At 35.6% G+C, this 23,669-nt stretch carries 23 protein-coding genes; 20 read left to right on the top strand and 3 right to left on the bottom strand.

Annotated features, from left to right (window positions below):
* Positions 1-28: 28 nt before the first annotated feature.
* Positions 29-811, top strand: a complete 783-nt coding sequence (locus PXG98_RS13455; RefSeq protein WP_276391861.1) for a hypothetical protein — start codon at positions 29-31, stop codon at positions 809-811.
* A 93-nt stretch (positions 812-904) separates the two neighbouring features.
* On the opposite strand, the gene PXG98_RS13460 is transcribed toward PXG98_RS13455, so the two are convergent.
* Complete coding sequence (locus PXG98_RS13460) at positions 905-1,489, bottom strand: DUF4136 domain-containing protein (protein ID WP_276391863.1); 585 nt, start codon at positions 1,487-1,489, stop codon at positions 905-907.
* A gap of 239 nt (positions 1,490-1,728) precedes the next feature.
* On the opposite strand from PXG98_RS13460, the gene PXG98_RS13465 reads away from it, so the two are divergent.
* Complete coding sequence (locus PXG98_RS13465; RefSeq protein WP_276391865.1) at positions 1,729-2,907, top strand: BamA/TamA family outer membrane protein; 1,179 nt, start codon at positions 1,729-1,731, stop codon at positions 2,905-2,907.
* 74 nt (positions 2,908-2,981) lie between these two features.
* Complete coding sequence (locus tag PXG98_RS13470) at positions 2,982-5,240, top strand: tetratricopeptide repeat protein (protein ID WP_276391866.1); 2,259 nt, start codon at positions 2,982-2,984, stop codon at positions 5,238-5,240.
* A gap of 217 nt (positions 5,241-5,457) precedes the next feature.
* On the opposite strand, the gene PXG98_RS16500 is transcribed toward PXG98_RS13470, so the two are convergent.
* Complete coding sequence (locus PXG98_RS16500; protein ID WP_338150249.1) at positions 5,458-5,628, bottom strand: DUF6747 family protein; 171 nt, start codon at positions 5,626-5,628, stop codon at positions 5,458-5,460.
* A gap of 475 nt (positions 5,629-6,103) precedes the next feature.
* Between PXG98_RS16500 and PXG98_RS13475 the strand changes: the two genes are divergently transcribed.
* From PXG98_RS13475 to PXG98_RS13530, 12 genes are all read left to right on the top strand, one after another.
* Complete coding sequence (locus PXG98_RS13475) at positions 6,104-6,646, top strand: acyl-CoA thioesterase (RefSeq protein ID WP_276391867.1); 543 nt, start codon at positions 6,104-6,106, stop codon at positions 6,644-6,646.
* Positions 6,647-6,720: 74 nt separating this feature from the next.
* Complete coding sequence (locus PXG98_RS13480) at positions 6,721-8,379, top strand: hypothetical protein (RefSeq protein ID WP_276391868.1); 1,659 nt, start codon at positions 6,721-6,723, stop codon at positions 8,377-8,379.
* A 52-nt stretch (positions 8,380-8,431) separates the two neighbouring features.
* On the top strand, positions 8,432-8,935 hold the full coding sequence (locus tag PXG98_RS13485; protein ID WP_276391869.1) for a hypothetical protein: 504 nt from the start codon (positions 8,432-8,434) through the stop codon (positions 8,933-8,935).
* 178 nt (positions 8,936-9,113) lie between these two features.
* Positions 9,114-11,093, top strand: coding sequence for a helix-turn-helix domain-containing protein (locus PXG98_RS13490; protein WP_276391870.1), 1,980 nt, complete (start codon positions 9,114-9,116; stop codon positions 11,091-11,093).
* A 188-nt stretch (positions 11,094-11,281) separates the two neighbouring features.
* Positions 11,282-12,337 carry a class I SAM-dependent methyltransferase gene (locus PXG98_RS13495; protein WP_276391871.1) on the top strand — a complete coding sequence of 352 codons (1,056 nt, stop codon included), beginning with the start codon at positions 11,282-11,284 and terminating at the stop codon, positions 12,335-12,337.
* Positions 12,338-12,428: 91 nt separating this feature from the next.
* On the top strand, positions 12,429-12,953 hold the full coding sequence (locus PXG98_RS13500) for a nuclear transport factor 2 family protein (protein WP_276391872.1): 525 nt from the start codon (positions 12,429-12,431) through the stop codon (positions 12,951-12,953).
* A gap of 250 nt (positions 12,954-13,203) precedes the next feature.
* Entirely contained in the window at positions 13,204-14,607 is a 1,404-nt protein-coding gene (locus PXG98_RS13505) for a YfcC family protein (RefSeq protein WP_276391873.1), read from the top strand.
* A gap of 4 nt (positions 14,608-14,611) precedes the next feature.
* Positions 14,612-15,778 carry an acetylornithine deacetylase gene (gene argE / locus PXG98_RS13510; RefSeq protein ID WP_276391875.1) on the top strand — a complete coding sequence of 389 codons (1,167 nt, stop codon included), beginning with the start codon at positions 14,612-14,614 and terminating at the stop codon, positions 15,776-15,778.
* A gap of 288 nt (positions 15,779-16,066) precedes the next feature.
* A complete protein-coding gene (locus PXG98_RS13515) occupies positions 16,067-16,492 on the top strand; it encodes an ABA4-like family protein (RefSeq protein ID WP_276391878.1) in 426 nt (141 codons plus the stop codon).
* Positions 16,492-17,292, top strand: coding sequence for a hypothetical protein (locus tag PXG98_RS13520; protein WP_276391880.1), 801 nt, complete (start codon positions 16,492-16,494; stop codon positions 17,290-17,292). The genes PXG98_RS13515 and PXG98_RS13520 overlap by 1 nt, the downstream gene beginning before the upstream one ends.
* Positions 17,293-17,304: 12 nt before the next feature.
* Positions 17,305-18,393, top strand: a complete 1,089-nt coding sequence (locus PXG98_RS13525; protein ID WP_276391882.1) for a sensor histidine kinase — start codon at positions 17,305-17,307, stop codon at positions 18,391-18,393.
* Positions 18,374-19,126 (top strand): LytR/AlgR family response regulator transcription factor, encoded by a 753-nt coding sequence (locus PXG98_RS13530; protein ID WP_276391883.1) that lies wholly within the window; start codon positions 18,374-18,376, stop codon positions 19,124-19,126. Before PXG98_RS13525 ends, PXG98_RS13530 begins: the two co-directional genes overlap by 20 nt.
* 308 nt (positions 19,127-19,434) lie before the next feature.
* Here PXG98_RS13530 and PXG98_RS13535 read toward each other — a convergent pair whose 3' ends face one another.
* Entirely contained in the window at positions 19,435-19,683 is a 249-nt protein-coding gene (locus tag PXG98_RS13535; RefSeq protein ID WP_276391885.1) for a hypothetical protein, read from the bottom strand.
* A 567-nt stretch (positions 19,684-20,250) separates the two neighbouring features.
* Here PXG98_RS13535 and PXG98_RS13540 point away from each other — a divergent pair.
* The 5 genes from PXG98_RS13540 to PXG98_RS13560 all read left to right on the top strand — a co-directional run bounded on the left by PXG98_RS13540 (position 20,251) and on the right by PXG98_RS13560 (position 23,662).
* Positions 20,251-20,490, top strand: a complete 240-nt coding sequence (locus tag PXG98_RS13540) for a hypothetical protein (protein ID WP_276391886.1) — start codon at positions 20,251-20,253, stop codon at positions 20,488-20,490.
* A gap of 92 nt (positions 20,491-20,582) precedes the next feature.
* Positions 20,583-21,191 carry a DUF3841 domain-containing protein gene (locus tag PXG98_RS13545; protein WP_276391889.1) on the top strand — a complete coding sequence of 203 codons (609 nt, stop codon included), beginning with the start codon at positions 20,583-20,585 and terminating at the stop codon, positions 21,189-21,191.
* A 31-nt stretch (positions 21,192-21,222) separates the two neighbouring features.
* Positions 21,223-22,497, top strand: coding sequence for a tyrosine-type recombinase/integrase (locus PXG98_RS13550; protein WP_276391891.1), 1,275 nt, complete (start codon positions 21,223-21,225; stop codon positions 22,495-22,497).
* The gene (locus PXG98_RS13555; RefSeq protein WP_276391893.1) at positions 22,497-23,306 is read left to right on the top strand and encodes a hypothetical protein; all 810 of its coding nucleotides are present in this window, start codon (positions 22,497-22,499) and stop codon (positions 23,304-23,306) included. The genes PXG98_RS13550 and PXG98_RS13555 overlap by 1 nt, the downstream gene beginning before the upstream one ends.
* Before the next feature lie 80 nt (positions 23,307-23,386).
* Positions 23,387-23,662 carry a helix-turn-helix domain-containing protein gene (locus PXG98_RS13560; RefSeq protein WP_276391894.1) on the top strand — a complete coding sequence of 92 codons (276 nt, stop codon included), beginning with the start codon at positions 23,387-23,389 and terminating at the stop codon, positions 23,660-23,662.
* Positions 23,663-23,669 lie beyond the last annotated feature (7 nt).

Below are 23,669 nucleotides of genomic sequence, written 5' to 3' on the forward strand. Positions count from 1 at the left end.
TTAACTTGTTATTAAATTATAAGCAACCATGTTAAATAGTTTTATAAAAAAATTAAACTTCACCCTTATAGTCTTATTAATGGCTCTTGGAAATAGTCAGCAATTGATGGAAGACTACGATTTGTTTCTAGTAAGAGAAGATAAAGTTACACCTTCTATGAGCACGGACTATGAGATGTCTCTGGCTGATTTGAAAGCTTTTCTCGCCGAAAACGATATTAAGGATTTTAATTATTTCACGCATTTTCAGGACGACTATAAGTTTTTACATATTGTTCCTATAGATAATTTGAACGACCTGCGAAAGGGAACTAGAGAAGCGTTTAAGTCAAGGATAAATAAACCAGAACTAGAGCTTATTATGGACTATTTTGATCTTTCTGTAGATTCCTATAAACAGTATATAGTAAGGTATCAGCCCGATTTATCTTATGTCAAGGAAGATGATAACTGGAACGAAAATGCCTCCTATAGAAAATGGAATTTCTACTATTTTTACCCTGGGAATGAGAAAGAAGTAGAAGCCTTACTAGCAGCATACAAAGAGCTATATAAACAAAAAGACATTACTATGGGATTTAGGGTGTTTTCAGGTCTACTTGGCACAGAAAAACCTTTGTATATTCTAACTACCTGGGGTGAATCTCCCTTAGATTACCATGAAAATTTGGAGTTGACTTCCAGTGCCTTGGGGGATAGGGGGGCAGAACTATGGACAAGTATGATGAAACTAGTAAGGGACACAAGGACTACAGAGGGCTGGTATTTACCCCAGTACTCCTATGCTCCTGGGTTAAAATTTGCAGAGTAAGCTTATTGTAAAATATCCAATAGAGGTTGCAGACTAATCCATAAAAAAGCCCAACAACTTCTTAGTTATTGGGCTCTTGATTTTTTAGGATTTTTATTTTGGAATTGGCACAGGGTACTTCTTCATTATTTTTTTTACTCCTTTTGGTATCGTCTTATCCCTTTTCTTAGGGTTTTCATTTATTGTTTTGGTGGATATTCCCTGCCATATTAATTTTTTAGTTGCTGCTTCATAAACACTTACAACAAAGGTTCCCACCTTATAATCGTTTTCTGAATATGTAGTCATAGACGTGCCCATACCGATTCCTCCGTAACCCATACCATAACCGTAACCCCATCTTCCGCCATAGCCCATGCCGCCTGTATAGTTGGTATATGCTGTTGTGCTCGTTTTCTCATTTATTACAAAATATCCAACCAAAGCGAGTTCTCCACCTTGCTCTACAACTGCTATATTTCTTTGTTCAAACTCATTAATGAAACTGTCACTAATACGCTTTTTGTCTAAATCATTAATTAACTCATCACTGTTATCTTGCCATCCGGCAAAAGAGATCGATTTAAACTTGGTAAAATCTACGGTATTGTCATAATCGCTAGTTACCTGAGAAATTCCTGAAAAGGTCATTGTCATGGCGGCGACTAATAAAAGGGAATTCTTAAATGCATTTTTCATTTTAAAAGGTGTTAGTTAATTTCATACTACCATTCGAGTTGTTATAAGCGCTCTTCCAATAGCATATTTATATAGGCTAATATAATAAGAATAATTCTAGTTAATTCTAGAATGCTTCTTTGTTTCGGGCAATATTTTGTTAAAAGATGCACTTTAGATTATTCTCTTTTCCTAAATATTTGTGCTAAATTGCCAAAGGATACCAGCAGCAAACAGGCTTTTTTTTAAACCACCAATAAATGACTCGAAGACCATTAAAATTAGGCGTTTTTTATGTCATTTTATTAGTATTCTCCTTTTTTAACGGGTATTCTCAAGATGTTAAACAAAAATTGGATTCTATTACCGGGGATGTCATCGAAGATATCTATTTAAATACACCGGAAGACGCCGCAAAAAAAAGAAAAGATAGTCTTAGCAGGTTTTCTTTCAATGCTTATCCCTATATATTTTCCAGTCCTGAAACCAAGTTAGCCTTTGGTGGCGGTGGAATTATGATTTTATATGCTGGCAAAGGACTAGACCTAAGACCTTCTAAAGTAGAGTTCGGAGGCTATTACTCGGTTAACAATCAATACCGAATAAATATCAACCCACAATTCTTTTTCCTTGAAAATAAGTTATATGTGGAAATGCCTACCAGTTATGGTTTTTTTGTAAATAAATATTGGGGAATAGGGGATAGTGCCCCGGATTATGAAGATGCCGAATATGCCATTGAGACCTTTGATATAACTTTATCAACACAGGTTCCACCTCTGTTATTTAGCGCAGATAGGACGGGTCTTATTTTAAGTTACGAAGATTCTAAAGTAGTGGATAAGAGATCTAACGAACTTATCATGAATGACAGCTTACCCGGAAGCAATGGAGCCAAATTATTTGGATTAGGATTAAATCTGGTATGGGATTCCAGAGACAATTTGTTTTACCCTAATTCTGGTAGATATCAGTCCCTTAAAATTTTACTATACCCGGAACCAAGCGATTATGTGTATTCTATGGTAGAATTTGATGCAAGGGCATACAAGGCTTTTTCTCAAGATCAGGTACTGGCAATAAATTTATATGCCCAAACGGTGCTAGGCGACACGCCTTTTTTTAAACTGCCAGCCTTGGGAGGTAAAAATAGAATGCGGGGATATTTTAATGGAAGGTATAGGGATAATTTCTATGGAATGCTTCAGGCAGAATATCGACAATACTTTTGGAAAAGGTTTGGTTTTGTAGCTTTCGCGGGTATGGGTAACGTTTCCAATACCCTTATAGAATATAAGTTTAATACCATGAAATATAGTTTTGGGGGTGGGCTCCGATACCTTATGAATAAAAAACAGAAAGTTAATCTTCGAATGGATATTGGGATTACAGGAGATGGTACCACCGGAATATATTTTGGAATTCAAGAGGCATTTTAGGATTTTAGTAAGGCCTTTAACACGTACAATTATTCTCTAATATTGCAATAATAATCGCAAATTTGACCACACGGATGACTGAATTTTCCAATGCTTTTATAATCAGGTATTTAAGACAGAAGAATTTTTTTAGTTGTGTACTTTGTACACTTTTGTTCACTAATATTGGCTGTAAACAGATAGAGAAAGAGGCATATATCCCAATAGAGCCAGAATACTATCACGCTAGTTTTGTGGGTGCTGATAGTTGTACAAAATGCCATCAAAAGGAGCATGAAGAATGGAAAAATTCGCATCACGACTTGGCTATGAAATTGGCTGATAGTACAACTGTTCTAGCTAATTTTAATAATACTTCCTTTATACACAATGGTGTTAAAAGTTCTTTCTTCAGGAAAGGGCAAGATTTTTTTGTGAACACCGAAGGAGAGGACGGTACTTATCAGGATTTTAAAATTGTTTATACCTATGGCGTAACTCCTTTACAACAATATATTGTTGCTTTTCCTAATGGAGAATTTAATTGTCTATTAACCGCTTGGGATACTAAGGAGGAAAAATGGTTTCACTTGCAACCTGACTTAGAAATAAAACACGACGAGTGGATAAATTGGTCTGGCGGCAGTCAGCGATGGAATACGATGTGTGCCGATTGTCATTCTACAGACCTAAAGAAGAATTACGATCTTAGTACAGGGGTTTATAATACTACATTTAGCGAAATTAATGTAGCCTGTGAAGCCTGTCACGGGCCGGCGAGTGAACATGTTTCCTATTATGAGAATGCCATGGATGGTGCGGAAAAATCAAAAGCACCCCCCCAGTTATATATGGATTCCGAAATGTCTTCTTTAGAAGTTGTTGATAAATGTGCCAGGTGCCATGCTCGCAGGACTAATTTGACCTCCAACTTTGATTATAAAGGTACCTTCATGGATCATTATTATCCGCGTATGTTAGAAGAACCTTTGTACGAACTTGATGGTCAGATAAAAGATGAAGTTTATGTCTACAGTTCCTTTATCCAAAGTAAAATGTATCAGGAAGGGGTTTCTTGTAACGATTGCCATAATGCACATTCACTTCAACTTAAAAGAGAGGGAAATGACTTGTGCTTAAGTTGTCATACTCCTAATTACAATACTACTGCGCATCACTTTCATCCAATGAATACCGAAGCTGCCTTATGTATTAATTGCCATATGGATGGCAAACTATATATGGTTAATGATTTTAGACGAGATCATAGTTTTAGAATTCCGCGTCCAGATCAGTCCGTAGATTACAATACACCAAATGCCTGTAATAAATGCCATACAGAAGAATCGGCAGAATGGGCAGCTAGTTTTATACAAAAAAAATATGGCCCTGCGAGGGCAGATCATTTTTCTGATCATCTTTTAAAAGGATATACCGGAGACTATGTTGCATTTAAAAAGGTCTTTTCAAACAAGCACTATCCCGATATTGCCCGAGCCACCGCAATAGGTCGCTATGCAGATAGTCCCATTACAGAGGAAGAGGCTTTAAACCTTAGTTTGTATCTTAATGATTCTTCAGTATTTGTTCGAAATGAAACCGTACGTGCTCTGGAAAGAATAGGGAATCCTGCATTTTCTGAAAGAGTAGTACCTATGCTCAAGGATTCTTTGCGCGTAGTTCGTATCTCAGCTGCGCATTATTTCCGTACCCTGGGAACTGCCTCTGTTAAGGAGTTAGAAGCCTTTAAAAAGGCGGATAAGGAGTATGTTGAAGAACTCAAGGTGAATTCGGATTTTCCAGCTGGTTTACATCAATTGGCTATCTATGAACAAGGACAAGGAAACTCAGATAAGGCTATTGAATACTACCAAAGAGCGATTACAGAAGATAGCTATAACAATAGGTCTAGAATGAACCTTGCTTTATTGTACTATCAACTAGGCAGACCTGAAGAAAGTGAAGCCCTTTATCTAAAAGTAATTGAGCAGGAACCAGAATTCAGTTATGTCTACTACATGCTTGGATTGCTTTATAATGAAAAAGGAGACAGTACAAAAGCGGGCTCTTACTTGTATCAGGCAACCACCTTAGACCCTCCAAACTTAAATGCTTACTACAATTATGCCTTGTTATTACAGCAACAAAAAAAGAACGAAGCTTCTTTAGAAATAATTGAGAAGGGTTTAGTCCAATTCCCATTTAACGAAAGACTCGTTTACATTAAATTATTAGGACAATTAAATTTAAACCTCAGGTATAAGGCTCTTGAAACACTTGAGGTATTGTTACAATTGAATCCGACTAATGCGGATTATATACAGCTAAAAAAACAACTTCAAGGCGGCGTTTAGGACTAGATAGGTAAGCTTGTTACATGAATGCCAAATGAGAATTCGTATCCTATCCGGTTTGATGGACTTTATCCTCTTGGGAAATTTCATCACCAGTAGGCCTAACTTGTTTTAAAACAAAAAAACCGCCCTGATAAGGAGCGGTTCAAGAATACTTAAACTACAAATTGATAAAAAATTTACTATTACCTTAGATGGTTTTTATATCCAAAAATTATTAGTCGAATGCAAACCCAGTGAATACTCTAAAAAGAAATGCATAAGTTACTACAGCAAACATTATTAAAGTAAACCAGGCAAAAACTCTAAAATAGTTTCGTACAATATAATTGCCTATATTTTTAAATCCTTCTAAGTAAATATTTTTTAAGAGTAAAACTGTTTTCATAAATAATCATTTAATTTTCACCAAAGATGCGCCTACTTTCAGAATCTAGTTTTTCTAATCGATATGCCGCTAGGTTTTTATCGATGAACTGCATTTTAGTGGTCGGTTACCCTAAAAACAGGTCGATTATCCCATTTGGAAAAAATCTTTGTACCCTTTTAAATATAGGCTTTAATCGATAAACGGCAAAGGAGGTCTAAGTTTAGAACTTTTTCGGAGATCTAAATAGAAATCCTGTCTTTTTGGTATAATGGTTTACTAAATGAGTAGGAATAATGTCTAGGAATAGGCCATAGCCAAGGAGCAGTCTTCCTCATCATCTAATGCGGTTTTGGGAAAATAATAATTTGTAGTGTACTCCTATATAAAAGGATATGGTTTCCCTATCTTCGAGAAAAGGATAGTGATGATACAATGCGATACGATTAAGCGGCGACATGTAAAATCCTACTTCTAAACTCTATTTTGTAAGACAATGTTCTATTACTGGTATACCATTATAAAAATTTTATTCCTCAGGAATTTTCAGGCCAAAGTGAAGCATAACCAGAGTATAAGTAGAACTTATAGAGTACGAATTTTTGACTGTGATGGTTTACGAGTAATGACTGCCTCCAGATATGCAGTCTATATGGATTTTATTCGATGGGAATTAATTGCGCGTTCTAAATTATTCCATGCTATTGTAAAAAGAGGATTAGCCCCTACCTTAGGCTCACAAAAAATCATTTATAGAAAACCTCTTAAACGTTGGAGTAAATTTAATATCATCTTGGAATCCGTTGGCTGGGATGAGAAATGGGTTTATCACCTGCATTATTTTAAACAGCAAAACGAAATAAAAGCTGTTGGTATTACCAGAGCCCTTATCTGGAAAAGAGACATTCCTAGTGTCCTAACCGAAATAATGGAAGAAATTGGTGTACAGGAAAGAACCAAACCACCATCTTGGGTATTAGATTTGTTTAAAGAGGACAAAGAGATAATACTTAGGAGTCAGGATATTATTCCTGACTAATAAGACAACCATGCTCTAAAACAACTGCATATTTGTTACATTTCTTATATTTAACTTAACGCAAAAACTACTAAATGAAACACCTAGGAATTCTCCTGTTATTATGCTTTTTTATAGGTTGTAAGCAAAAGGAAAGTACAAACCCAGTTGAAACGGTTGTATTAACGCAATACGAAGATTTGCTTACTTTGTTTAAGGAGTGGAGAACTTTCGAAAACCCGCCAAAACTAAATGGCGCTCCAGACTACACTCATAGCTCATTTGAGTCCAGGCAGCCAGTATTTGAAATGTTAAGAACCAGATTGCAGACAATGGATACCACAAATTGGTCTATCCCTGAACAAATAGATTGGATGATAGTCTGGGCAGAAATGAATGGGTATGACTTTAATTATCGCGTTTTAAAGCCCTGGGAGAGAGATCCTGCTTTTTATAAATCTGTCTGGACCGCTAAGAGTGATGTCCCAGCCCATGAAGGCCCAACTAATCATTCTACCACAGAGCTATGGACCTACAACTTTCCGTTATCTGCAGAAGAACAGACTCGACTAATTTCCGATCTGAAAATTATTCCTGCTTTAAATGAGCAAGCAAAACAAAATTTAACAGGGAACGCAAGAGAATTATGGATATCCGGTATTAGGGATATAAGAGAACAATCTGCCGTTTTGAAAACTTTAAGCGAAAAAGATGATATTAAAGGGAATCCTGAAATTGTCGCGGTGATAGATGCTTCTCTTAGATCTACAGACGATTTTGTATTGTGGTTGGAAGAGCAGGTGCTTAAAAAAACAGGTCCTTCAGGTATTGGGAAAGAGAATTATACCTGGTATTTGCAAAATGTGCATCTCGTTCCTTTGACTTGGGAGGAGGAAGTGATGATATTAAAAAGAGAGCTGTCTAGAGCCTGGGCTTCTTTAAAGTTGGAAGAACACCGTAATAGAGATTTACCGGATTTAATAGATGCAAGTTCGCCAGAGGCATATGAGAAGTTAGCAAATTATGCGGCAAATAGCCTTTTAGGCTTTTTAGACCAGCAAGAGATAGTTACTGTAAAACCCTATTTTGAGCAGGCACTTCGCGAACATCTTGGAACTTATGTGCCGAAGGAAGAAAGGAATTTTTTTCTAATAGGAGAGCATTATGATCCAAGACCGCTGTATTCTCATTTTTATCATTGGTTTGAGTTGGCAAGGATGGAATATGAACCGCACAATAGTGCAATTCGCAGAGGTCCATTACTCTATAATATTTTCGACTCTAGGAATGAAGGAACCGCAACTGCGGTAGAGGAGATGTTTATGCAAGCAGGATTGTATGCAGATAGTCCTAGAGTTCGAGAAATTGTTTATATAATGATAGCGCAAAGGGCTGCGAGGGGCTTAGGCTCTTTATATGCCCATGCCAATACTATGACCATGGAAGAGGCCGGTGGTATTCATTCTGAATATACACCCAGAGGGTGGATGAAAACGGAAAAGGAGCTATTAATTTTTGAACAACATTTGTATTTGCGACAACCTGGCTATGGAACAAGCTACATTACTGGTAAATATTTATTGGAAAATGCTATGGCCAGTTATGCCAAAATACTAGAAGATAGTGGGCAAGAATTTCAACTTAAAACATTTTTTGACACCCTTAATAGTATTGGTAATATACCTATTTCTTTAGGTCATTGGGAAATGACCGGTTCCAAAGAAAATTTGAAAATTATCCAAAAACAGAACTAATTAATTATAAAGAGAATTAAAATCATCCTCAATAAAGTTAAAATAATTCGGCATGAAATCTAATCTATTTATAAGGAAACAAAATGGTATTATTAGTTTGGCAATTGTTCTTTTTGTTTGTCAATTTAGTTATGGGCAATCGACATTTCAGCTAGAAATGCAAAAGTTGCATTTTATGGTAGGGGACTGGGTAGGAACCGCTTCAACTATTGAAAATGGTGAAATTATTGCCACGGTACCGGCATTTGAGAAAATTAGTTATAAACTAGATGGTAGCCTATTAACCATCGACTTACATTCAGAGAAACTACAGTTGCATACTGTTATTTACTATGACGAAGAGGAACAAACCTATTTCTACAATCCATTTTACAAAAATGGCTCCGCAAAATATAAAGCGAAGTATCAGGAGGGAAAATTTATTGTTGCACCAAGCAAGACCAAGAGATTTGTTTTTAGCTTAAATGAAGCAGGAGAATTTGTAGAATATGGGGAAACCCTGAAAAATGGAAAATGGCTAAAATATTTTGAAGATACTTTTAAAAACATTAGATAGGAATTAGGCTATTGTTTTATTCTTAGAGGATTATAATAGAAATGAGTTCTAAAAGAGTACGTTAATCAAATATATTTAGTTCAGCTTTTTCAGTTTTTGTGTATTTGACTTCGTGGGTAGAAAGAGTCTTTTAAAATGTTTAACTTGTAGTACTTCCCCGCTGAAATACTTCTAGAAGATGCGTAACATTCAACACCAACCTGATCCTAATGAAAAAAGTTCAACTGGTGCCTCTTTGGTAGAAAAACTGAGCACTGAAATTGATAAGAATTTACATAATGATCAGTTTGGTGTTGACAGTTTAGCCAAGGCAGTTGGTATGAGCAGGTCTAGTCTTCATAGAAAGCTGCAAAAGGAAACAGGACTGTCTTCTAGTCAGTTTATTAGACAATATAGGTTGAAAAAAGCAATACATATTTTACGCACCGAAGATATTACCGCCTCGGAAACTGCATATAGAGTAGGATTTAGCAGTGCTACCTATTTCAGTACCTGTTTTCATAAGTACTTTGGTTACCCACCGGGAGAGGTAAAATCTCATTTAGATGAGCAGCAGCCCCCGCACCATATTTTTAAAAAACTACCAAAGTTTCGAAAGGCAGTCAATCTGCGTTTTTTTTTACTTTTTATAGTTTTCACCATACTATTTGTAGCCTTTGCCATTTGGCGTGCATATGATGATGAGGAAAATTTGTCTACGATTAATTCGATTAAAAACGAATCGACTAATAAATCTATAGTAGTATTGCCTATTAAGAACTATACAGGCGACCCTAGTTTAGAATATGTAAGTGATGGAATGACGGATGCGGTGATATCTCGCTTAACGGAGGTAAGTGCCATGGACAAGGTTATTCCATTTACCTCTTCTCTGGTATATAAAAACACCGCAAAAACCGTGGAAGATATTGCCGAGGAATTAGGCGTCGACAATCTTTTACAAGGTAGTTTACAAAAATCGGGAGAAGAAATACGAATAAATCTACAATTGGTTAATGTAAATGAAAATGATCATATGTGGTCTAAAGAATTCACCTTTATTTGGAAGGCCGATGAAATATTTAGGATTCAATCTCAAGTTGTAGAAGGTATTGCTCAAGAAATGAAAGCGAGTATATCCAAAGAAGAATTAAAAAGTATTCAAAAAATTTCAACGAAAAGTAAACAGGCTTATTCTTACTATATGCAGGCAGGCTTTCAAAAGAATAAGGCTAATGGAGAGGCATATAAAAGTGCTATTGAGCTTTACGAAAGAGCAATAGCTATAGATTCCGTTTTTTTAGAACCATATCTTGGTATTGCAAATATTTGGACTAATGGCGGTTTGGTATGGGGCTTATACAAAGAGCAGGAAGCGTGGCAAAATGCTAAATATTACATCCAAAAGGCTTTAGAGATAGACCCTAATTCTAAAGAGATAAAAGATGAGCTATATACGGGGTATTTTTATTTTGACTGGGATTTTGAAAAAGTAGAAGAACATTATAAAGAGCGGAAACGCAATCCATTTTTCGACAGTACTCCGGGCATTGAAGCAGATTATGCAATAAAGACAGGAAGGTATCAGGACGCAATAGATATTATGAATGAATATATTCTAATAGATCCCTCCGTAGGTGTCTTTTTCTTTTTCAAGGCGGAAGCCCTCATGTATTCTGGAAAGATTGAAGAGGCAAAACAACTAATGGAAAAATCCGATAGACTTTATAGTGATAATTGGTTTTACTTGCGAGAATCTGCCAAAATTCACTACTATTTAAATCAGTTCGACCAATCCAGAGTTCAATTGGGTAAATTATTAAACCGATTTCCGGATTATCCACCAATTCTCATGTGGTTAAACGCTGTTTATGCTCAGCAAGATAGAAACTACGAGAAAGTAAATAAACATTTAGCAGAGCTAAAAGCAGAATATAAAAAGGGAAGCTCTGGCAGTCCAGCTTGGTTTCTAGCAATGTATTACTGCACTATTCAAGACTATGATTTGGCTTTTATCTGGTTAGAGAAATCCTACCAACTGCATGAAGTTGAGATGACTTGGTTGCGGGAAGAACCTCTTTTAGCAGATGTAAGAAGCGACATCCGTTATCAAGACTTGCACGAAAAAGTGGGTTTTAATTTTGTGAAAAATCCAAGAACTTCACTTACTACAAAATAGAATCAATTCTGGCATATTCAACATATTTTAAAGCTTATGCACCATTACTTGAAGAATAGTTTAAAAAACTAACAAGACTTCAACATAATTTCTATTCGTGGTTTTCTTTTATTTATAACTTTTGGTTTATTGAATTAAACAATTGATTAACAGTTAATTATACTTCATTGAATTTAAAAAAAGAAACCATGGAATTAAACGAGGAAAAATTAAATGCATTATTAGGACAGGTAGTGACCGAAATGGGAGCAGCAGCGAATGGTCCATTAATATTAATTGGAGATAAACTGGGGCTTTTTGAATCGCTTGCTGCTAATGGTCCTATGAATTCTACTGAACTTGCTGATGAGACAAACACTTCCGAACGGTATGTAAGAGAATGGCTATCTGCACAAGCCGCTTCTGGATATGTTACCTATGATGCCAAGTCTAATAGTTTTAGTATGACCCCTGAACAAGCTGCAGTATTTGGTAATAAGAACAGTCCGGTTTTTATGACAGGCGCGTTTTATGCCATTACCTCGGTTTATAATGATATTCCCAAAATAGAAAATGCCTTTGGTACAGGTGAGGGGGTAGCCTGGGGAGATCATAATACCTGTTTGTTTTGCGGAACAGAAAAATTCTTTAGTCCGTCCTATGAAGGAAATTTGATAAACAATTGGATTCCGGCCTTAGATGGGGTAGAGGAAAAATTAAAAAAAGGCATTAAAGTTGCCGATATCGGTTGTGGGCACGCTGCTTCAACCATTATAATGGCAAAGGCTTATCCAAATTCTACCTTCGTTGGTTTCGACTACCATGATAAGTCTATTGAGCAGGCCAAGGCCAGGGCCAAAGAAGCGAAGGTGAATAATATTTCTTTTGAGGTGGCCACCGCCAAGGACTTTAGGGGTGAAGGCTACGACTTCATTACCTTTTTTGATTGTCTTCATGATATGGGAGATCCGGTAGGGGCCTGTGCGCATGTAAAAGAAGTATTATCACCAGGTGGTAGCTGTATGATTGTTGAACCTTTTGCCATGGACAGTCTGGAAGACAATTTGAATCCAGTAGGAAGGGCCTTCTATGCTTTTTCTACAACAATCTGCACACCATGCTCGCTAAACCAAGAAGTTGGACTTGCCTTGGGAGCACAGGCCGGCGAAAAAAGATTAAGAGAAGTAGTCACCTCTGCAGGCTTCGGGTCTTTTAAACGGGCTACGGAAACTCCATTTAATTTAATTCTGGAAGCCAAACCTTGATTAATCTGCAGGGAAGAAACATTAATGCTCATTAATCTCTAGCAAGGCTGGATGTATATATATAATTATTAACTAATTAAAACCTAAAAGTATGAAACTAAAAAGAATAGTAATTTTTGCCACGGCATTTGTTTTCGTTATTACTTCATGTAAAGAAGAGAAAAAAGAAGTTGTAGCCCCGGTAGTAGAAGTTGATTTGATTTATGATAATTTTCCGGAACAAGAACGGGAAGTAATGGCCTTTATGCAAGAATTAAAACAGACCATTCTAAATGGAGAAGTGGAAAAATTAATTTCTTACCATGCCTACGGGCCTAAGTTTACAGAGTTCAATGCTGGCGCAAAAAGGGTTGGCAGTACAGAAAATGAAAAAACAGAAAGAAGTATTTTTGGAAATGTAACGGAAGTAGTTAAGTTCGATTTTAATGATCTAAAAATAGCCGTATACGATCAGGTTGCCAATGTTACCTTTCATTCTGATTTTCAATTAATGTTCGGGGAGGATTTGGTAGTTGTAAAGGATCAGATTACTTTACTGCTAGTAAGAACTGACAGTGGTTGGAAATTTGTTCACGAACATCACTCGCCCCTTAAGACAGAAGAGGAAACCACATAAGTTTAATGGAAACGTAGCTTCCGCAACCCGTAACGATGGTTACGGGTTTTTTTTTACGAGATGTTTCTCCGCCAATACCTTCTTATGTAAATAATTAAGGAAACCACATAATTTAAATTATATAGGAAATTAAATTTACCGATATTTACGCCAATTAGATTTTGGGAAGCTGTTTTGTCCAAGCGAAATTATTATCCAGAATTCTATTTAGACAGATTATTAAATGAATATTAGGTTCTCTTACATATAAATGACCAAATCCAGATCGAGTATTTCATCTTTTTTTAGCCGTATACCGCATGCCATAACCATGTTGTTTGGAATCATTATTTTGGTTACCGTATTAACCTATGTACTTCCCGCCGGAACTTATGAGAGGGTATTGATAGATGGAAGAAGTGCTGTGGTGCCCAATTCCTATAAGACCATTGCATCTACCCCAGTGGGTTTGTTAGATATGTTTAAAGCCATACCTCTGGGCTTTAAAGCTGCAGTGGAGATTATTTTTATTGTGTTGGCCGGCGGAATTATGTTCGGTTTTATGGAAAAATCAAAGGCTGTAGAAAATGCTGTTGGTACCCTGGTTAAAAACCTTGGACTAAATAACAAAAACCTCATTATTGTCCTAATGACATTTATTTATGGTCTATTGGGTGTTACTGTAGGTTACGAAAATAACATAGCCATGGTGCCTATTGCGGCCGTGCTTAGTCTTGCTTTAGGGGGAGATTTAATTCTAGCTGCCGGAATATCTGTAGGTGCCATGACTATAGGGTTTGGATTATCACCCATTAATCCATATACCGTGGGTACTGGGCATAAGTTGGCAGAACTACCTATGTTTTCAGGAGCCTTACTTCGCAGTATTTTATGTCTTACTGCCCTGGGAGCAATGGCTTTTTACAACGTCCGTTATTTTAAAAAAATCAGCAAGGACCCTACCAAAAGTTTAGGTATAGGTTTGGATATGTCCGAACTGCAATTGTCCAAACCTTTAGGAGAGTATCGTTTAACTAAGAATAACTGGATGGTTATTTCAATTTTCATCCTGGGACTACTCTTTATTCTATATGGGGTTTTTAACTGGCATTGGTATATTAATGAGCTTTCCGCTGTATTCCTTATCATAGCTCTTCTCTGCGGCTTGGTATCTAAAATGGATGCGAATACAATGAGTGAAACAGTGCTGAGGTCGGTAGCCTTGGCAGCTCCTGGAGCCTTTATGGTAGGTTTTGCAACTTCCATTAAAGTGCTTATGGAGATGGGAAACATTGGTGACACAATTTCATACCAACTGTCCTTGATGCTAGAAGGTTTACCCTTATATGCCTCTGCTATTGCCATGTCGGTTTCGCAATCCGTTATTAATTTCTTTATTCCTTCAGGCAGTGGACAGGCCCTGGCCACTTTACCGGTTATGTTGCCATTAGGGGAATCTTTGGGCCTGTCTAGACAAATTACCATTCTGGCCTTTCAAATTGGGGATGGATTGTCTAATTTGGTGAATCCTACTCTTGGGGGGTTAATAGCCATGCTAAGTATGTGTCGTGTACCGATTGATCGATGGATTCGTTTTATATTCCCGATATTAATTAGCCTGTTAGGGATTGCTTTTTTAGCATTAATTGTGGCCGTAGCAACAAATTATAGTTAAACTTATGACCGTAGTAAACATTTTAGAAAAACTGGTTTCCTTTCCAGTCTTGGGAGGGAAAAGTAATTTATCCATCCTAAATTGGATAAAGGATTATTTAGAATCTTATGGTGTCGTTGTAAACCTGGTGCCTAACGAAGATGGTACTAAAGCTTCTTTGCATTGCAGGATTGGTCCGGCTACGGATGGTGGTGTGATTTTGTCAGGACATATGGATGTAGTCCCTGTTGAAGGACAGGATTGGACTTCCGATCCTTTTGAACTTATCGATAAAGAAGATGGCAAACTATATGGCAGAGGCTCTTGTGACATGAAGGGCTTCCTGGCTTGTTGCCTGGCCGCCTTACCAGATATGTTAAAAGCTAGTTTAAAAAAGCCTATTTATTTCGCTTTCTCCTATGACGAAGAAGTTGGCTGTTTGGCAGCTCCGGAATTGGCAAAACATATTCGAAATCACTATGTAGAAAAGCCCAAATACGCCTTAATTGGAGAGCCATCCATGATGGAACCTATAGTTGGGCAAAAAGGCATTTATATTCTGGAAACCTATGTAAACGGATCGGCTGGCCACAGTAGTCGTATAAAACAAGAAGTGAGTGCTATCCATGAAGCCATGCGATTAATTCTTTGGCTTGAAGCTAAAATGGACAAATTAATTGCGGACAAACGTTTGGATGACCGATTTCATCCGCCGCATTCCAGTATCCATATTGGTCTGGTAAACGGGGGCATAGCACCTAATGTTATTGCAGATAAGGCACATTTTTATTGGGATTTACGTACCATTCCTATGGATGATATTCAGTCTATTGTAGCTGAATTTGACACTTTTTGCCTCGAACGCGAAATAGAATTGCGCTCTATTTTTCCAGATTTCTCTATTAAAACTATAGAAAACCATCCACCAGTGCCACATTTGGATACAAAAGCTGATGATCCAATTGTGGGATTGATTAAAAAGATTTCTGGTAATTCTAAATTAGATACCGTTTCCTATGCAGCTGAGGCTGGGCAGTTTGCCAATGAAGGTTTTCATTCGGCCATATGCGGGCCTGGCTCTATTGAACAAGCCCATAGGGCAGATGAATTCATTAGCAAAGAACAGTTAGATATGGGAATGAAAATGATGTACAAGTTAATACAGGAACTTTCGTCAGAAGCATTTAGTTGAACTTAGATATATCTTCTCTTTAAAGGACTTATATTTTGTCTAAGCTCTTGGGACTTATAACTATCCCTTTGCTGTAATAACATTAACATTTAAATGGCTTTATTAGTTAAGTATGGCAAGATTTGACTAATTGCCCGGGGATTAGATGAGCTTTTGTCTAGTCTCTAGTGCAACAATTAACGGCCTTTTTCCAATTCAACAATCCAGAACGACGATTCAACAGAAAAACCTTCTTTGTTCTCGTCTTAAAAAGCAATTTTGGGATATGTTTAATTAAAATTAACGGCAATGACAATAACAATAGCTGAGCTTTTTTCACTTACCAACATGATCGCCATGCTAATGTGGGTTTTAATGATAGGGCTACCAAAATGGAAGATTACCCGATTTTTAATGACTTATAAGATTGTGCCTATTTTCCTCTCTTTTTTTTACGTTTATTTTATGGTGTCCCATCTGCTTGCTGGAGGTGGATTAGACTTTGGTAATTTAGGGTCGGTTATGGCTTTGTTTACCTTTGAAAATGCCTTAATGGCTGGCTGGATTCATTATCTGGCTTTTGATCTTCTCATAGGGATTTGGATGATTAAGGAGAATGAACAATTAGGTATTCATCCCTTCTTGATGGCTCCTTGTTTGTTCGGTACCTTTATGTTGGGCCCGGTGGGTTTTTTACTTTTTATGCTTATAAGAACAATAAAACTTTCTAAATAATGAAAACTATTAAAAAAGTACTGCAAACTGTTCAAACTGAAAGCCCAATTTTATTTGGAATTGTGGTTTTCCATTTTGCTCTTGCCTTACTATGTTTGGTTGGATGGACACTAGACAGTAGGGAATTATTTGGTCTTAACGTGTGGGTTAAACCATTGAAATTTACCATTTCAGGAGGATTATACCTCCTAACCACAGGTTATTTGATAACACTTTATCCTTTCTCAAGAAGAAAGAAAAATATTGTCAATAACATAATTTCATGGACTTTGGCACTTGAAATATGTATCATAGTAATGCAGGCTGCAAGAGGAGTGAAATCGCATTATAATCAATCTAATCTGTTAGACGGGATTCTGTTTGGATTAATGGGGATTCTAATAAGTATAATCGTTCTTACCATGATTTTCTTTATTGTGGAAACCATTAGACTAAGACTCCATACGCCAAGACCGGTACAATGGGGTATTCTTTTAGGATGGTTAGTTGTTTTGTTTGGCAGTTGGGTGGGTGGACAGATGATTTCGCAAATGGCACATAATGTTGGTATTGCTGATGGAGGGGAAGGTCTTCCCTTAGTAAATTGGAGCACTATAGCAGGAGATTTACGTGTTGCACATTTTTTCGGATTGCACGGTATTCAAATAATTCCTTTATTCGCAGTAGGGCTTTGTAAAAGGTGGAATGGCTCTATCATGGCCAAGAACCTGGTAGTAATATGTTTTGCCCTGGTATACGTCTCATGGATAGCTTTTACATTTTATCAGGCAAAGCAAGGAATGCCTCTGGTTCGCTATTAAACCAAGAAACATATGCAATTATCAAATAAAGAAAAGCGTATAAAGTATTTGGGATTTAATGATGTCTGGTTCGTAACGGGCGGCATCTTGGTGCTCAGTTTTATAACAGATTTTCTTTTTTCCAATAATTCGTTCGCTCGTTATCCTTTTTGGGAGGCCACAATAAACTGGAGTGTGTCTTTGATGTTTTCTACGGTTAACTGGCTGGTAATGCGAAAGGTAATCATTGCTTTACGTAAAAAGTATCCCAGATTAAAAGATAATAGAATACGCATTCCTCTTATATTCTTGGCTTTAGTATCCTCCATTCTTATAATAGACTTTATAGGAAACAATTTGCTGGGGTATATTTTTGACGAGAGTTATAACCATCCTTTGCGTTCAAAAATTGTTTTGCCCATAATTTTAATCAGTACCATGACCATGGCCATTTATGAGGCACTATATTATTATATCCGCTTAAAGGAGTCGATACGTGAAGAAGAGCAGGCTAAACGGGCAATTGTACAGTCACAATTAGATGCCTTGCGAAATCAGGCACAACCCCATTTTTTTTTTAATACTCTGAATACCCTAAGGGATATTATTGACCAGAATACCAAGGAAGAGGCAAAGGAGTTTGTAAATAGACTATCCGAAGTATATCGTTTTATTCTGGAATCCGGTAATTCTAATGTAATTTCCTTACGTGATGAATTAAAATTTGCAGAGGCCTATATACATATTCAAAAGGAACGGTTTGGCAATAACCTTAGAATTCAATGGAACATAAAAGAGGGTGATAAAAATAGCTTAATTATTCCCATGAGCCTGCAGCTATTATTAGAGAATGCAGTAAAACACAATGTAATTTCGAAAGCCAAACCATTAGAGGTGCATGTAGAAGTTTCGGAAGGTAAACTTATAGTTCATAATAAAATCACCCAGAAATCTACACAATTGCCCACCACTAAACTAGGACTAAGTAATATAGGACGCAGATATAAGTTGATTGCCGATGAAGAGATAGTAATTAGCAAGAAAGGGGGAACTTTTAAGGTTTCATTACCACTATTAACAGCTGAGAATCAAATACTAGACTATGCAGATATTGATCATTGAAGACGAAGCTCGCGCAGCGAATCAGTTACAAACACTATTAGGTAGTTTGGATTTTGAGTTTGAATTATTGGAGATTATAGATTCTGTGGAAGAAAGTGTCACTTGGTTACAAAAGAATGAAAGTCCGGATTTAATATTTATGGACATACAGTTGGCAGACGGCCTAAGTTTTGAAATATTTCAAACGGTAGAAACAGATTGCCCTATTATTTTTACCACAGCCTTTGACCAGTATGCCATTCGGGCTTTTAAGCTTAACAGTATAGATTACCTTTTAAAACCAATCCAGGAAGCAGATTTAAGTCATGCCTTACAGAAATTTAATCGATCCAAAAAAGAACTTACACTTACAAACAAGATATTACAGAGTTTTATGTCTGACTTGCAAAGGTCCAAATTGCGGGATGGGATATTGGTTAAAGATGGGGATGGATTTATTCAAATACGCATTTCTGAGCTGTTATATATTTACTCTGAAGAAAGTATTACATTCGGAGTAACTGCTAATAAAAGGGTAATTATTGATGAAACACTAGATCAATTACTACCAACTTTAGATCCAAAAGAATTTTTTCAAATAAATCGGGGTCAAATAATTGCAAAGAGTTCTATACAAAAGATTGATAAGTATTTCAATCATCGACTAAAACTTCTATTGCCTAAAGCAGGGGAGAAGGAATTTGTTGTGAGCAGGCAAAAAACCAATGCCTTTAAAAGCTGGCTAAATCAATAGTAGTGAAGTTTTGATTTATTTCAGAAGTGTTTTAGCTTGAATTAAGATTGCAAAGAAAATAGAATATGCTCGTCTTGTGGAAAGCTTGTAAAAATCGTTTTTGATTTAGACCATAAATACAGTAATTGTGAAGCCGACACCTAAAGTTGTAATTCAACAATCTGGTGTCGGCTGCTTTTTTTAGTATTATCTTTCCTAACTAATAAGTGTATAAATATGAGTTTAATAAGAAGGCAAAAACCGATATACCGAGTCAAATAGAAACCCTAAAAAAGTAAAATTCTAGATGCTTAACTATTATAAATCTCCTATGCTCTTGCGCTTAAGGGTGCCCAAACCGAACACATCATTCCTGGAGCGGCCTTCGTTGGGTTGGCACAATCCTCTTTTTCGTAGCGTAGACAGGTATTACAGTCCCTGTCGGTTATCAAGTTAGCCTTCATTTCAAACTTGTCACAAGTGTAGTTACTTCCCACCATAACACCATGTTCTTTACACATGTTGTTACTCATTAAATTGTCACAATTCTCGCAATTATTTCCTAGTCGTATAGCCATTTTTGAATCTTTTAAGTTTATTGAATTTAGGTTATGTTGCGTCTAGAATGAATTTAAATAGCTGATAATCAATAATATGAATTTAGACTTATTTAAAATAATGACCTAAATTAGGTCAAAAGAGAATAGGATTAATACTCAAAAACGGAGATTTGTATAGTTTAAATAAAATTTATAGAAGTTCTTGAACGCTTATTATCAAAAGCAAAAAGGAATAGCAGAGGAAGCAGGATTACCTGCGCTTTTCTCTTGACCTGCTCATCTGAAAATAAACCTCACAGTGTTGTAGCAACTATTCGCTTTTTGGTTTAAGTTCTCCTTGTAAAACTTCGTTAGACACGTTCCTAAAATAAAAGCCCAATTTCTGAAGCGAAATTGGGCTTTGCTCGAAGCGGAGGAAGAGGGTTTTGAACCTTTTACATCTATTTATACTCTATTATCATTAATATTCTAAATATCAGGCTTTTGTTTATAAGTGTTGATAACTATTTATAAGGAAAATACTATTAAAACATAACTTTACTGTCAACGATATTGTCAACCACAAAATATTAAAATTGATTTCAGATGTTAAAGGCGGTAACAGGAGAACTTAGCGAATTTGGTATTGAAAAGATAAAAGTGTTTAAACAAAGTTTTAAAAAGAAATCAGATAAGGAATTGGCAGCAGCCTATTTTAGGCAAATGAAGGTTGGAATAACTGGTGTAAGTATGCAATTGTATTATATAATAGCTTTGAGAGAGGTTTTGCTTGAAAGATTTGGAGATAGTCCAATTTATTATGATGGACGAGTTTTAGAACTATGATATCAGCTGAAATACAAATATCAAAACAAAAATATAGTATGATCGAAAGAACGAGTTTGCTAAATAGGCTTCATAGGTTAAGTTCATTATGAATGTATAGACTTTGGACAATACAGCCAGTTGCGTGGTATAATAAACTTTTGGTGAAGGGTAAAATCTATGGGGATATGCGATTTATAGATGTTCATGATAGTTGGAAAACTGCATATGACTGGATGACTCATCAAATGGAATTGAGATTAGGTAAAAAACCAAAACCCAGGTGTTATCCAATTTGGGCTTGGTTTCAATATACTGATGCAAAACATAAAAAACCAGATTTGAGGTATTCAGGACATTTAAGTCCAAAAACAGAAGGAGTAAGAATAGAGTTTGTAAAATCTAAAAAAGAGATATTGCTATCAGACTTTATGTTATGGCATTATCCACTTTCGTTTAAAACCTATATAGGGATTAACGAAATTGATTTACTTCAATTTGAAGAATTATTAAAGAGTAAATCATTAGAGCAAGTTGATTATAATCAATTAACTAGTGATTATCGTAATAAAATTTCAAAAAGTTGGGAAAGAATATTTGATCTAGACTTCACTGGAAATGACTATTATAGTGTGCCTAGGATTGATAAAAGTATTCAAGCCACTTTTTGGTCATTAAATATTGATGAGGTTGTAGAGGTCAAACAATTTATAGCTAGGTAGTTCCTTAATAGTAAATAGAGTCAATATAGTTATGAGAAGTACATTTAATATCAAAGAACCCAATAAGAATAAGGAATCTTTGATTTTATTTGCTGCCTATTTTAAAGGTGAAGGTCGCAAATTTGTCTACTCAACCGGTGAAGTTATCCATCCTAAGGAATGGGATTTTGAAAATAGACAGCCTAAACACCTCAACGGAAGAACTGAAAAAGCCAATAAACACAGAGGAATAAAGAGACAATTAGACCGTTACTCCTATTTTTTCTCTGATACAATCCAAAACTACAAACTCGCCAATAGAGAAATCATAATTGCTGATATTAGAGCTGATTTTGATACTGAGTTTAAAAGAACCAAATCCATAGCAAGTAAATTTTTTGAGGTTTATAATCTATTCCTCAATGATAAAAAATCTGATTACACGGAGGATGCCAATTCCCAAACCACTATTAAACGCTATGAGTACAACAGAAAATTGCTTTTCAATTTTCAAGAATACAGAAATAAAAAGATTCACTTCAATCAGATTAACAAATCGTTCTATAATGACTTTATTAATTACTGCGTAACGGTAAAAGAACATTCATCAAACACATTACGGAGAAATGTTGGTCTTTTCAAAACATTTCTTTATTGGGCATTAGAGAATGGTTACACTTACAAATCAGATTTTCAGAAGTTCAAAGCACCTAAAGCACAGCAAACTGATGAGGTTGCACTGACCTTACAACAGGTACAGGAAGTTTTTGAATATGATTTCAGCAAAAATGAGAGATTAGAAAAAGTGAGAGATTTGTTTGTCTTTGGATGTGCAACCGGTATGAGATATAGTAATTATTCTAAGGTTGCCAAGAAAGACATTCAAAATGGAATGATTAAGGTTAGAGATGAGAAGAACAATTATAAGACTTTGGAAATTCCATTAAATGATTTTTCCATGTATGTCCTAAAAAAATACAATTATCAATTACCGAAAATATCTAATCAAAGATTCAATGATTACATCAAAGAGGTTTTCAAAATCATTGGATATACTGATAACGTCAAAAAGACCATGAAAGTTGGTAAGGAAATTATAGAACAAATCAATCCCTTATACGAGCGTATCTCTTCTCATACTGCCCGCAGAAGTTTTATTACTATCATGAAGAATAAGAAAATTCCGGACAAAGTAATAATGAGCTACACAGGTCATAGAAGTTTAGAAGTGTTCAACAAATACTACAAGCCAAATAATGAAGATAGAAAGGATTTTATGCAAACAGTTTGGAAAATTGATGATATTCCAATGAAAAAGGTTAACTAATGGCGTCAATGATAACTAGAGGTAGGGGTGAAGACTACCAAAAAAAGCAAAAAGAATATAAAGAAAAATTTGAAAGTTTAGATCTAGACAATTTAGTAAGAAAAATTTATTTTTCTTCTTTAAAACAAGCAACTGAAGATTATAAAATTGAAATAGAAAATAATAGGAGACATTTTTTAGAAGTATCTTATACTGAGGAACAAGCTCAGGAAAGATTTAATAATTATACAAACAACATAAGAATCCAAAATGAACAAGATGATTGTCTCTATAGACTTATTAAAAACCAAGTAATTAAAGAAAATCTAGAGTCTTCCATTGAAGATTTAAAGGAGTACATTATTGGAATTTTGTGTAGTTTTCTCAAATCCGATGATCTTAGTTATTCAAATAAGCTAGAATTAATTGAAGTGCTTCCTGAAGAAATTTATACAAGTGAAAAAACTCAAAAACAATTTGATTTTTTTAAAGATTTTGCCGAAAAATATATGAATCATTCGGCGGTTAAATCTAACGTTAGCAGAACACATATCGCTTACTACTGCTACTATACTTCACAAACCAATACTCTTAAAACAGAAAATCCTTTTCCTTCTGTCAACGCTTGGCAGGAAATTGGTAAAAGTTATGGTAAGAACTGGAAAAATATCCAAAAAGTATATAATGCTATCTTTAAAAATCGTTTGGAACGACTAAAAAGGTCGAGAGTCAAAACTATTGAAACAGTGATAGAAAAACTATTAATAAATAATGATAAAGCCTTAAAACTCGCAAAAGATGAGTTAAATATGGCTAAATTAAATTCATAGTACCTACTACATAGTTACTATTGAGGATATAATCTTCACATAAATTGCTATTTGTACCTGTAATTCAAAATGCAGGAAAAATGAGCAACCCATTTGATACAATCAATCAAAGATTGTCTAACATTGAAAGTCTACTCTTAGAGCTAAAGCATAAACCAAATGAAGAAGAGAAAGACGAAAACTTAACCGTAAAAGAAACCGCTGAACTTCTAAAGGTTTCAGAACAGTCCATTCACAATTACATAAAACGTGGTTGTATCACTGCAAAAAAAGTAGGTAGAATTTTACTGATTAAGCGGAGTGATATTGATGAGTCATTGCAAGAAGTAAAGTCTCTAAAATACAAACGATTCTAAACTATTG

The sequence above is a fragment of the Eudoraea chungangensis genome, from assembly GCF_029360665.1.
GTDB lineage: Bacteria > Bacteroidota > Bacteroidia > Flavobacteriales > Flavobacteriaceae > Eudoraea > Eudoraea chungangensis.